Source organism: Streptomyces sp. SBT349 (assembly GCF_001083795.1).
Taxonomy (GTDB): Bacteria; Actinomycetota; Actinomycetes; order Streptomycetales; family Streptomycetaceae; genus Streptomyces.
In genome coordinates this window covers 1-13560 of the sequence record NZ_LAVK01000208.1, presented here as the reverse complement: position 1 = coordinate 13560, position 13560 = coordinate 1, and the positions used below count along the sequence as shown (strand labels likewise).

The window sequence follows — 13560 nt, the reverse complement described above, 5'->3', positions numbered from 1 at the left end:
CCGAAGACCCCACCACCACAGCCCGATGCTCGAACACCGACCGCGTCACACCCAACGACCACCCCACATCCACCCCATCAACCCCATCCCCCACACACTCACCCAACCGCACCGCCTGCTCCCGCAACGCCCCCTCACTCCGCGCGGAGAGGACCCACGGCAGAACCCGCGGGGACGCCGGGGCCTCGGGCTCCGGCTCCTCCTCGGCGAGGTCGGGCGCGGGGGCCTGCTCCAGGACGACGTGGACATTGGTGCCGCTGAATCCGAACGAGGACACGCCGGCCCGCCGGGGCTCGCCGGTCTCCGGCCAGGGCATGGTCTCGGTCAGCAGCTCCACCGCGCCGGCCGACCAGTCGATGTGGGAGGACGGCTCCTCCACATGCAGGGTCCTGGGCAGGACGCCGTGACGCAGCGCCATGACCATCTTGATCACCCCGGCGATGCCGGCGGCGGCCTGGGTGTGGCCGATGTTGGACTTGACCGATCCCAGCCACAGCGGACGGTCCTCCGACCGCTCCTGGCCATACGTCGCCATCAACGCCTGCGCCTCGATCGGATCACCCAGCGAGGTGCCGGTGCCATGCGCCTCCACCACATCCACCTGACCCGCCGACAACCCCGCGTTCACCAGCGCCTGCCGGATCACCCGCTGCTGCGACGGACCGTTCGGCGCCGTCAGCCCATTGCTCGCACCATCCTGATTCACCGCCGAACCACGCACCACCGCCAGCACCTCATGACCCAGCCGCCGCGCATCCGACAACCGCTCCACCAGCAGCACACCCACCCCCTCCGCCCAGGCGGTGCCGTCGGCGCCCTCGGCGAACGCCTTGCACCGGCCGTCCGCGGCCAGTCCGCGCTGACGGCTGAACTCCACGAAGACGTCGACGTCCGGCATGACCACGACGCCGCCGACCAGCGCCATGGTGCACTCGCCCTGCCGCAACGCCTGCACGGCCTGGTGCAGGACGACCAGGGAGGAGGAACAGGCCGTGTCCACCGTCACCGCGGGGCCTTCGAGGCCGAACGTGTACGCCACCCGGCCCGAGATGACGCTGGAGGCGTTGCCGGTCATGAGGAAGCCCTCGGAGCCCTCGGGCAGATCGCCGTCGGCGTTGACGTAGCCGCGGTGCCCGCCGCCGACGAAGACGCCGGTCGCGGTGCCCTTGAGGGAGGCCGGGTCGATGCCGGCCCGTTCGACGGCTTCCCAGGAGGTCTCCAGCAGCAGCCGCTGCTGCGGGTCCATCGTCAGCGCCTCGCGCGGCGAGATCCCGAAGAACCCGGCGTCGAACAGGGCGGCGTCATGGACGAACCCGCCCTGGCGGACATAGGTCTTGCCGGGCGCGTCCGGGTCGGGGTCGTAGAGCCCGTCCACGTCCCAGCCGCGGTCGGTCGGGAAGTCCCCGACCGCGTCGCCTCCCTCGGCGACCAGCCGCCACAGGTCCTCCGGGGAGCGGACGTCGCCGGGGAAGCGGCAGGCCATCGCGACGACGGCGATCGGGTCGTCGTTCGCGGGGGCGGCGAGCGCGGGCCGGGTGGGCCGCCGCTCGGCGGTCTCGCCGAGGAGGCGCTCCTTGAGGAAGCGCGCCAGCTCGGCCGGGGTCGGATGGTCGAAGACCAGCGTGGCGGGCAGCGGCAGCCCGGTGACGCGGCTGATGTTGTTGCGCAGGGTGACGGCGATGAGGGAGTCGACGCCCAGGTCCTTGAAGGGGCGGGTGCCCGAGAGGGCGTCGCTGTCGGTGTGGCCGAGGGCCGAGGCGGCCTGGGTGCGGACGAGCGCGACCAGTTCGCGGTCCCGGTCGGCCTCGCTGAGCGGGGCGAGACGCGTGGCCAGTTCCGAACGGTCCCCGCCCTCCTCGCGGTCCTCGTCGCGGGCCGCGATGGCGCGCCTGGCCTCGGGGACTCCGGTGAGCAGCTGGTTGGGCCGCACGCTCACCGCCTGGGGTGCCGCCTTCTCCCAGTCCACCTCGGCCACGGCCAGCAGGCCGTCGTCGTCCGCCAGCGCGCGGGAGAGGCCGGCGATCGCGAGGCCGGGCGCCATGGGGAGCACGCCGTCGCCGCGCAGCCGTTCGCCGAGTTCGCCCTCGGTGAGTCCGCCGCCGCCCCAGGAGCCCCAGAGCACGGAGGTGGCGGGCAGGCCGAGGCCGCGGCGGTGCAGGGTCAGCGCGTCCAGGTAGGCGTTGGCGGCCGAGTAGTTGGCCTGGCCCACGTTGGGAAGGAGGGCCGCCAGCGAGGAGAACAGCACGAAGGCGGACAGCTCCAGGCCCTCGGTCAGCTCGTGCAGGTGCCGTGCGGCCAGGGCCTTGCCACCGGCGACGCCCTGGACCCGCTCCGGGGTGAGCGAGTCGACGATGGTGTCGTCCAGCGTTCCCGCGGTGTGGAAGACGGCGGTCAGCGGGCGGTCGCCGGGGATCCCGGCGAGCAGGCCGGCCACCGCGTCCCGGTCGGAGACGTCGCAGGCGGCGACCGTCACCTCGGCGCCCGACGCGCGCAGCTCGCGGGCGAGTTCGTCGGCGTGGGGGGTGTCGGGCCCCCGCCTGCCGGTCAGCAGGATGTGCTCGGCGCCCTCGCGGGCGAGCCAGCGGGCGACGTGGGTTCCGATGCCGCCCAGGCCCCCGGTGATCAGCACGGTGCCGCGCGGCGGCCTCCAGCCGTGGTCCGGCGCGGCGTCCGACCGGGGGACGCGGGTGAGGCGCGCGGCGACCAGCCCTCGGGGGCGCACGGCGACCTGGTCCTCGCCGGTCTCCCCGGCCAGGGCCGTGGCCACCAGGGTCAGCGACGCCTCGTCCGCGGTCCCGGGCAGGTCGATCAGCCCGCCCCAGCGCTGGGGGTACTCGACCGCGCCCGCGCGGCCGAGCCCCCAGGTGGGGGCCTGCGCCGGGCTGACGAGAGGGTCGGCGTCATCGACGGAGACGGCGCCGCTGGTGGCGTACCACAGGGGCGCGTTCACCCCCCGGTCGCCGAGGGCCTGGAGCAGGGCGAGGTTGGCGAGCGTTCCCGCGGTGAGCGCGGGGGCGGCGGGGGCGGTGCGCTCGTCGAGGGCCAGCAGGGAGAGGACGCCGGCGAGGTCGCCGGGCTCCTCGGCGAGGGCCGTGCCGAGGGCGGCCGCGCCGGCGGCGCGGTCGAGGGCGTCCGGCACGGTCAGGTGGCGGACCTGGGCGCCGTGCTCCCGCAGGGCCCGCGCGCCGCCCTCGGCCCACGGGTGGCCGGCGAGGCCGTCCGGCAGGACCAGCAGCCAGGTGCCGGTGAGCCGGGCCGTCGCCCTGGTGGCGACTCGCTGCCAGGAGACGTGGTAGCGCCAGGTGTCGAGCGCCGCCCGCTCGCGGTGACGGCGCCGCCAGGAGGCCAGCGCGGGGAGCACCTCCGTCAGCTGGCCGCCGTCGCAGTCCAGCGTCTCGGACAGCGCGTCCAGGTCCTGCCGTTCGACGGCGTCCCAGAAGCTGGTCTCGACGACGTCGGGTGCGCCGACGGCCTGCCGGACGTCGGCGTCCACGTTCTGTATCCAGTAGCGCTCGTGCTGGAACGGGTAGGTGGGCAGGCCGACCGGGCGGGTGTCGCCTCCGGTGGGCAGCGCGGTCCAGTCCACGGCGACACCGTGGGTCCACGCCTCGGCGAGGGACAGCAGGAAGCGCCGCGGTCCGCCGTCGCCCCGGCGGAGCGACCCGACGGTCGCGGTCTCGGTGCCCGCGGTCTCCTCGACCGCCATCGTCAGCACCGGGTGCGGGCTCGATTCGATGAAGACCCGGTGGCCCGCCGCCACCAGTTGTTCGGTCACGGCGGAGAACTCGACGGTCCGCCGGAGGTTGCGCACCCAGTACGCGGTGTCCAGCAGCGCCGTGTCGACCACCCCGCCCTCGACGGTCGAGTAGAACGGCACGTCGCAGGAGCGCGGCCTGACGCCGGCCAGCACGCCGAGCAGTTCGTCCGCCACCTCGTCCACCTGGGGCGAGTGCGACGCGTAGTCCACCGGGATGCGCCGGATCCGTATGCCCCGGCCCTCGCAGGCGGCGGTGAATCCGTCCAGGGCCTCGATGTCGCCGGCCACCACGGTGGATCCGCTGCCGTTGACCGCGGCCACCGAGAGCCGCCCGTCCCAGTCGGCGAGCAGGTCCTCCACCGCCGCCCGGCCCTGCGCCAGGGAGGCCATCCCGCCCCGGCCGGCGAGCCGTTCGCCGATGACCCGGCTCCGCTCCACCACGATCCGCGCGCCGTCGGCGAGTGAGAGGGCGCCCGCCACCACGGCGGCGGCGATCTCGCCCTGCGAGTGGCCGACCACCGCGGCGGGCCGCACCCCGTGGGCACGCCACAGTCCCGCGAGCGCGACCATCACCACGAACAGCACGGGCTGCACCACGTCGACGCGCTCCAGGGCCCCGTCGCCCTCGGCGCCCCGCAGCATGTCCTCGGCCGACCAGTCCACCAGGGCCTCGACGGCCGCGGCGGCGCGGCGGAACTCCTGGGCGAACGCCGGGGAGCCGTCGATGAGCTCCACCGCCATCCCCAGCCACTGGGAGCCCTGGCCGGGGAAGACGAACACCGGGCGGGCCGCGCCCTCCCGGACGGTGCCCAGGGCGGTGCCGCCGGTCAACTCCTGCTCGCCGTCGGCGATGCGCCGCAGCGCCTCCTCCAGGTCGGCGCGGGTGTCGCCGACGACGGCCGCGCGGTGGTCGAGCGAGGCCCGGGTGGTGGCCAGGGACCTGCCGATCCGCGCACTGCCGATCCCGGGGTGGTCCGCCGCGAACGTGCCGAGTCGCCGGGCCTGGTCGCGCAGGGCGTTCGGGGTGCGGCCGGAGACCACCCAGGCGACCGGCCCGGTCCCGGGCTCGGGCGCCTCCTCGGGGGTGTCGGCGTCGCCGGGCACCGCCTCGTCGGTGACCTGTTCCACGATGACGTGCGCGTTGGTGCCGCTCATGCCGAACGACGAGACCCCGGCGCGGCGCGGGCGTCCGCGCTCGGGCCACGCGGTGGGCTCGGTGAGCAGGGTGACGGCGCCGCTGTCCCAGTCCACCTTGGGGGTGGGGGTGTCGGCGTGCAGGGTCTTGGGCAGCATGCCGTGGCGCATGGCCAGCACGGTCTTGATGACGCCACCGACGCCGGCGGCGGCCTGGGCGTGCCCGATGTTGGACTTGAGGGAGCCGAGCCACAGCGGCTGGTCGGCCGGCCTGCTCTGCCCGTAGGCCGCCAGCAGCGCCTGGGCCTCGATGGGGTCGCCGAGCGTCGTCCCGGTGCCGTGCGCCTCGACCGCGTCCACCTGGTCGGGGGCGAGCCGGGCGTTGGCGAGCGCGGCCTCGATGACGCGCTGCTGGGCGGGGCCGTTGGGCGCGGTCAGGCCGTTGCTCGCGCCGTCCTGGTTGACGGCCGAGCCGCGGATGACGGCCAGGACGGGGTGCCCGTTCCTGCGCGCCTCGGAGAGCCGCTCGACCAGCAGGAGCCCGACGCCCTCGCCCAGGCCCATGCCCTCGGCGTCGGCGGAGAACGCGCGGCAGCGGCCGTCACGGGAGAGGGCGCGCTGGCGGCTGAAGCCGATGAACGCCGCCGGGTTGGGCATCACGGCGACCCCGCCGGCGAGCGCCATCGAGCAGTCGCCGAGGCGGAGCGCGCTGACCGCCAGGTGGAGGGCGACCAGCGAGGAGGAGCAGGCGGTGTCGATGGTGACGGCCGGTCCGGTCAGCCCGAAGGAGTAGGCGATCCGGCCGGAGACCACGCTGGCGGCGCTGCCGGTCACCAGGTGGCCCTCGCCGCCGATCGACGTGTCGCCGATCCCGCTGTGGTAGTCGAGCGGGTTGGCGCCGACGAAGGTGCCGATGTCGGCGCCCTCGGTGGAGTGCGGGTCGATCCCGGCCCGTTCGAACACCTCCCAGGCGAGCTCCAGGGTGAGCCGCTGCTGGGGGTCCATCACCAGCGCCTCTCGCGGCGAGATCCCGAACAGGGTGGGGTCGAACTGGTCGACGCCGTTCAGGAAGCCGCCCGCCTCGACATAGGTCCTGCCCTCCTTGTCGGGGTCGGCGTCGTACAGCTCGCCGAGGTCCCAGTCCCGGTCGGTGGGGAAGGGGGAGACCCCGTCGGCGCCCTCGGAGAGCATCCGCCAGAGGTCCTCCGGAGAACGGATGTCACCGGGGTAACGGCAGGCCATGCCGATGATGGCGATCGGTTCCTGCTCCCGTTCCCGCACGGTCTGCAGTTCCTGCTGCGTCCGCCGCAGATCGACGGTGGCGCGCCTGAGGTAGTCGAGGAGCTTCTGCTCGTTCTGCGGCGGCACGTTCGCCATGGTGTCTTCTCCAGTGAAAGCCGGGATGTTCTTCACAAGCGCGGGAACTCAGGGGTTTCCCAGCTCATCGATCATGCTGAACAGCTCGTCGGCGGTCGCCGAGGCCACGTCCACCTCGTCCGTGCCGTCGCCGTCCTCGTGGTGGGAACGCTCCGGTGCCCGCTCACCCCAGCTCCACAGCAGGTTCTGGAGGTGCTTGGTGACCTGTTCGTGGGTGGCGTCGTCCGGCGTGAGGGCGGACAGCGCGGTCTCCAGCTCCGTGAGCTTGCCGATCACGGGTCCCGAGGCCGTGCCGTCCGGCAGCAGCAGCGTCGCGAGCCGGGCGGCCAGGTGCTTCGGCGTCGGGTAGTCGAAGACCAGGGTGGCCGGCAGCCGGAGTCCGGTCGCCGCGTTGAGCCGGTTGCGCAGCTCCACCGCCGTCAGGGAGTCGAATCCGGCGTGGCGGAAGGGCTGCTGGGCGTCGACGGCCGCGGCGGAGTCGTGCCCGAGGACCACGGCGGAACTGTCGCGCACCAGGTCGGTCAGCTCCCGCTCCCGCTCGGCGGCGGACAGCCGCAGCAGCCGTTCCACCAGCGCGGAGACGGTGCTGGTCCGCTCCGCCGCCGCGGCCTGTGCCGCGGACTCCAGGGCCCTGCGGGCCTCGGGCAGTTCGTCCATCCGGCGGGTGGGCCGCTCCGCGGTGTAGATCGCCGCGTACCGCTCCCAGTCGACGTCGACGACGATGGTGTGGGTCTCGTCGTGGTCGAGGGTTCCCTGGAGCGCGGTGAGCGCCAGCTCGGGGGGCAGGGTGAACACGCCGTGCCGCCGGCCGCGTTCCGCCACGTCGCCCGCCGCCATGCCCGCGCCGTCCCAGGTGCCCCAGGAGACGGCGGTGGCGGGCAGCCCTTCGGCGCGGCGCTGGGCGGCGAGTGCCTCCAGGAAGGAGTTGCCCGGCGTGTAGGTGCCGAGTCCGGGCGCGCTGAAGGCGGTCGAGAAGCTGGAGAAGAGGACGAAGGCGGAGAGGTCGAGGCCGCGGGTGAGTTCGTGGAGGTGGAGCGCGCCCCGCGCCTTGGCGTGCAGGGCCCCCGCCACCGAGTCCAGGGTGATGGCGTCGATGGAGCCGTCGTGGAGCGCGGCGGCGGTGTGGATCACGGCCGTCAGCGGCCGGTCGTCGGGGAGTGCGGCGATCCGTGCGGCGAGGGCGTCCCGGTCGGCGATGTCGCAGGCCGCCAGGGTCACTTCGGTACCGAGGTTGGTGAGTTCGGCGGCCAGCTCGGTGGCGCCGGGCGCCTCGGCGCCCCTGCGGCTGAGCAGCAGCAGGTGGGGGGCGCCGTTGCGGGCCAGCCAGCGGGCGGTGTGCGCGGCGAGCGCGCCCGTTCCGCCGGTGATCAGCACGGTGCCCTCGGGACGCCAGGCGCGGACCGCGCGGGTTTTGCCGAGCGGCGCGCGCAGGATCCGGCGGCCCATGAGGCCGGAGGGGCGCACGGCGAGCTGGTCCTCGTCGTCGACGGCGGCCAGGGCGGCGGCGAGGCGGGTCAGGGCTCGCTCGTCCGGCCGCTCGGGGAGGTCGACGAGGCCGCCCCACCGCTCCGGGGTCTCGATGCCGACCACCGGTCCGAGGCCCCACAGGAGGGTCCCCGAGGTGCTCTCCGGCGGCTCTCCGGGCCCGGTGGAGACGGCTCCCCGGGTGGCGCCCCAGAGGGGCACGTCCAGCTTGGCGTCGCCGAGGGCCTGGATCAGGGCGAGCGAGGCCGCGTAGCCGGCGGGTACGGCGGGGTGTTCGGGGTGGCTGTCCTCGTCGAGGGCGAGGAGGGACAGCACGCCGGCGAGGTCGTCCCGGTGGTCGCCGACCGCGGTGGCGATGCTCTCGCCGAGGGCGTCGCGCCCGGCCGTGCCGGTGGCCACGGGCAGGGTGAGGACCTGGGCGCCGGCGTCACGCAGGGCGCGTTCGGCGGCCTCGGCCCAGGGGCCGGACGGCTGCTCGGGGAGGGCGAGCAGCCAGGTCCCGGTGAGCCGGGGGGCGGCCGGCTCGGGGAGGGTTCGCCAGGAGACCCGGTAGCGCCAGGACTCCGTCGTGGTCCTCTCGCGGTGCCGGCGGTGCCAGGAGGACAGGGCGGGCAGCACCTCGCGCAGCGGCTGTCCCTCGGTGTCCAGCCCGAGATCCGCGGTGAGACCTTCGAGGTCCTGGCGCTCGACGGCGTCCCAGAACCGGGCCTCCACCTCGTCCCTCGGCGCCGGCCGGCCCGTCGCCGCCGGGTCGGCCGGCGTGCTGTCCAGCCAGTAGCGCTTGCCCCGGAAGGGATAGGTCGGCAGGTCGACCGCCGGCAGGTCCCGCGGGAACGCGGCGGTCCAGTCGACCGGGAGGCCGGCCACATAGCCCTCGGCCAGCGACCGCAGGAAGCGGTCGGCCCCGCCGTCGTCGCGGCGGAGCGATCCGGCCACCAGGGCCTCGGCGCCCGCGGCCTCGACGGTCTCCCCGATGCCTGGCGTCAGCACCGGATGCGCGCTCATCTCGACGAAGGCGCCCATCCCCTGTCCCAGCAGCCCGCGCACGGCCTCGTCGAAACGGACCCGCTCCCGCAGGTTCCGCACCCAGTACCCGGCGTCGAGATCCGCCGTGTCCACCACCCCACCCGTCACCGTCGAGAAGAACGGCACCCCGCCCGAGCGCGGCGCCACCCCCGACAGCACGCCGAGCAACTCCTCGCGCACCACCTCGACCTGGGCCGAGTGGGACGCGTAGTCCACCGCGATGCGCCGCGCCCGTATCCCCTCCGCCTCGCATGCCGCCACGAACGTCTCCAGCGCCTCCACCTCGCCCGCGACGACCGTCGACTCGGGTCCGTTGACCGCGGCCACCGAGACCCCGCCGGCCTCGCCGAGCCGTTCGGTCACCACGTCCACCGGCAGGGCCACCGACGCCATCCCGCCCCCGCCGGCCAACCGCTCGCCGATCACCCGCGACCGCAGCGCGACCACCCGCGCCCCGTCCTCCAGGGAGAGCGCGCCCGCGACGACGGCGGCGGCGATCTCGCCCTGGGAGTGCCCCACCACCGCGGCCGGGGCCACGCCGAAGGACTCCCACAGACGCGCCAGCGACACCATCACCGCCCACGAAGCGGGCTGCACCACATCCACCCGCGACAGCAACTCACCCGACCCCAGGGCCTCCCACAGATCCCACTCAACGAACTCGCCCAACGCCGCGGCGCACTCGCCCAGCGCCTCGCGGAACACCGGGAACTCCTCGGCCAGCCCCAACCCCATGCCCACCCACTGCGACCCCTGCCCCGGGAACACGAACACCGGATGCCCCGCACCCTCCACCAGGGACCCCGTCACCACACCACCACCGGCGTTGCCCTCACCCAGCCCGGCCAGCCCACGCAGCAACTCCTCACGACCACGCCCGAGCACCACCGCGCGGCAGTCCAGATCCGCGCGCGACACCACCAGCGCCCGGCCCACGCGCGGCGCCGACACCCCGTCCGACCCGCGGACCAGCGCGTCCAGCCGCAGCGCGGCGTCCCGCAACGCGCCCTGATCCGCGGCGGAGAGCGGCCACACCGTCATCCCACCGGCCGCGCCCTCGTCCGCCGCACCGTCCGGAAGACCGGCGCCCTCGGCGACGGCAGCCTGCTCCAGGATCACGTGCGCGTTCGTCCCGCTGACACCGAACGCCGACACGGCGGCGCGGCGGGAGCCGTCGGCCCCGGGCCACGGCCTGGCCTCGGTCAGCAGTTCCACCGCGCCCGCGGACCAGTTGACGTGCGGGGTCGGCTCGTCCACGTGCAGGGTCCTGGGCAGCGTGCCGTGGCGCAGACCCATCACCATCTTGATCACGCCGGCCACGCCGGCCGCGGCGGCGGTGTGGCCGAGGTTGGACTTCACCGAGCCGAGCCACAGCGGCTGCTCGGCGTCGCGGCCCTTGCCGTAGGTGGCCAGCAGCGCCTGCGCCTCGATCGGGTCACCCAGCGAGGTCCCCGTGCCATGCGCCTCCACCGCGTGCACCTCGTGGGGCGCCAGCCGGGCGTTGGCCAACGCCTGCCGGATCACCCGCTGCTGCGAGGGCCCGTTGGGCGCGGTGAGGCCGTTGCTCGCGCCGTCCTGGTTCACCGCCGAGCCGCGCACCACCGCCAGCACCGGGTGGCCGTTGCGCTGCGCGTCGGAGAGGCGCTCGACCAGCAGCAGCCCCACGCCCTCGGCCCAGCTCGTTCCGTCGGCGGCGGCGGCGAACGCCTTGCACCGGCCGTCGGCGGACAGCCCGCGCTGACGGCTGAACTCGACGAAGACGTCCGGGCTCGGCAGCACGTTGACGCCGCCCGCGATGGCCAGGGAGCACTCCTCGCCCCGCAGGGCGGCGACGGCGAGGTGGAGCGCCACCAGCGAGGACGAGCAGGCCGTGTCCACCGTCACCGCCGGTCCTTCGAGGCCGAGGGTGTAGGCGATGCGGCCGGACAGCACGCTGGTCGCCTGCCCGGTCAGCGCGTATCCCTCGACGGCCTCGGTCGACTGCCCCTCCGCGCGGCCGTAGCCGGAGAAGCCGGCGCCCACGAAGACCCCGGTGTCGCTGCCCTTGAGCGAGGACGGGTCGATGGCGGCGCGTTCGACGGCCTCCCAGGAGGTCTCCAGCAGCAGCCGCTGCTGCGGGTCCATCGCCAGCGCCTCGCGCGGCGATATCCCGAAGAACCCGGCGTCGAACTCCGCCACGTCCGCCAGGAAGCCGCCCTCGCGGACATAGCTCTTCCCCGTGGCGTCCGGGTCGGGGTCGTAGAGCGCGTCGATGTCCCAGCCGCGGTCGGTGGGGAAGCCGGATATGGCGTCACCGCCGTCCAGGAGCAGCCGCCACAGGTCCTCGGGGGAACGCACGCCCCCGGGGTAGCGGCAGGCCATGCCGATGATCGCGACGGGCTCGTGCAGCCGGTCCTCGATGTCCGTCAGGCGCTTGCGCGCCTTGTGGAGATCCGTCGTGGCTCGCTTGAGGTACGTGCGGAGCTTCTCTTCGTTGCTCATCTTTCGTCACCTGATCCAGAGCCGCGTCACGGGGTTTCGAGTTGGTCGTCGAGAAGGTCGAAGAGTTCGTCGTCCGAGGCGGACTCCACCGCGCCGGCGATGGTCTCCTCTTCTCCTGGACCGGTATCGCCGCCCAGTCGCGACAGCAGGATGCGCAGTCGCCGGGCCACTTCGTTCTGCGCGGTCTCCTCCGCGCTCAGCGAGATCAGGGACTTCTCCAACTGGTCGAGCTCGGAGAGGATGTGGCCCGCGCTTCCCGCCTCCGCGCCGACGATCTCGCCGAGGACGTGCTCGGCGAGCGCCGTGGCGCTCGGGTGGTCGAAGATGGCCGTGGTGGACAGCTGGACCCCGGTGGCCTCGTTGAGGCGGTTGCGCAGTTCGACGGCGGTCAGGGAGTCGAACCCGGCCTCCTGGAACGGCCGTTCGGCGTCGAGGCTCTTGCCGGGGCCGTAGCCGAGGACCAGCCCCGCGTGCTCACGCACCAGGTCGAGCACCACGCGCCGGCGCTCGCTCTCCGACGCCTTGGCCAGGCGTTCGCCCAACTGCTGGGCCCCGGAGCTGAGCTCGCCCGCCGCCGGGGCATCGCCGCGTTCCGTCAGCTCCCGCATCTCGGGCAGCTCGCTCAGCAGCGCGCTGGGCCGCTGGGAGGTGAAGCCGGTCGCGAAGCGCTCCCAGTCCACATCGGCCACTGCGATCTGTGTCTCGTTCAGCTCGACGGCCCGTGCCAGGGCCGCGACCGCCGTCTCCGGGGCCATCGAGAGCAGCCCGTGCCGTGCCAGCAGGTCCTCGGCCTCGCCGTCGACGGCCATGCCCGCCTCGGCCCAGGGGCCGAAGGCCACGGCCGTCGCGGTCAGGCCCCTGGCGCGGCGCTGCGCGGCCAGCTCGTCCAGGTAGGCGTTCGCCGCGGCGTAGATCCCCTGGCGACCGCTGCCCCAGACACCGGCGATGGAGGAGAACAGTACGAACGCGTCGAGTTCGCGGTCGGCGAAGACGGCGTCCAGGTTGGCCGCGCCGGCCACCTTGCCCTCCATCACCCGGGCGCACTCGGTCAGGTCCGACTCCGTCAGCAGGCCGACCTGCGCCAGGCCCGCGGTGTGGACGACCGCGCGCACCGGGGGCCCGTCCGCCTCGATCCCGGTCACCAGCGCCCGGAGCGCCGCCGGGTCGGCGACGTCGCAGGCCGCGACGGTCACGTCGACGCCCAGGCCCTTCAGTTCCTCCAGCAGCTCGGCGGCGCCGGGGGCGTCCGGGCCCCTGCGGCTGGTCAGCACCAGGCGCCGGGCGCCGTTGCCCGCCGCCCAGCGGGCCACCCGGCCGCCGAGGCCGCCGGTGCCTCCGGTGATCAGCACCGTCCCGGACGGCTGCCACCCGGGGCCGGTGCCCCAGGGCTCGGCGGCGGGGCGCACGATCCTGCGCACCCGGACGCCGTCGGAACGCACCGCCACCTGGTCCTCGTACTCCGCGGCGACCGCCCGCGCGACCTGGGCCCACATCGGCGCGTCGGCCGTGCTCACGGGGATGTCCACGAGTCCGCCCCACAGGCGGGGGTACTCCAGCCCTACGACGCGGCCGATGCCCCAGATCATCGACTGGCCCACGCCGTCCTGCACCTCGTCGGGGCGGGTCGTCACCGCGCCCTGGGTGACGCACCACAGGCGGCCGCCGTACCCGGCCTCCGCCAGGTCGAGTGCCAGGGCGCGGGTGGCCACCCAGCCGCGGGGCAGCACGGGGAACCGTTCGTGCGGGGTCTCGTCGAGTCCGAGGAGCGACACCACGCCGCCCGCCTCGCCCTCGCCCGCACGGATCCGCTCGGTCACGGAGGACACGTCGCAGCCGTCCACCGAGATCGACAGCACCGCGTCGGCGCCTTGTTCCCGAAGGGCCTCGGCGCACTGCTTGGCCGCGGTGTCCGCCGGCCCCTGCGGCGTGAGGACCCACCAGGTGCCGGACAGGGGTCCGGCGACCTGGCCGGTGCCCGGGCGCCACTCCACGCGGTAGCGCCAGGAGTCGACGGTGGCGCGCTCGCGCTTCTGCCGCCGCCAGGTGGAGAGCATCGGCAGCAGCGCGCTCAGGGGCCGCTGCCCGAAGTCGCCGTCCGTCTCGCCCAGCGCTCCGGCCAGTTCCTCGGCGCTTCCCCGTTCCACCGCGTCCCAGAACCGGGCGTCCTCCGCGTCCATGGCCGTGCCGTCGCCGTGGACCGGACCCGGCTCGGGCTCCAGCCAGTAGCGGTCGCGCTGGAAGGGATACGTCGGGAGATCGACCCGCCGGCCCCCCGCACACACCGCCGACCAGTCAACCCC

3 protein-coding genes are annotated in these 13560 nt (G+C 74.7%); all 3 read right to left on the bottom strand.

Translation table 11 applies throughout. The annotated features are described in order from the left end of the window. Positions 1-6268: type I polyketide synthase (locus ADY01_RS22960; RefSeq protein WP_049576961.1), on the bottom strand; the 6268-nt coding region annotated here is incomplete at its 3' end. A gap of 48 nt (positions 6269-6316) precedes the next feature. Beyond that, positions 6317-11260, bottom strand: coding sequence for a type I polyketide synthase (locus ADY01_RS22955; protein WP_049576959.1), 4944 nt, complete (start codon positions 11258-11260; stop codon positions 6317-6319). A 26-nt stretch (positions 11261-11286) separates the two neighbouring features. Beyond that, a partial coding sequence (locus ADY01_RS22950; protein WP_234320363.1) for an SDR family NAD(P)-dependent oxidoreductase occupies positions 11287-13560 on the bottom strand: 2274 nt, incomplete at its 5' end.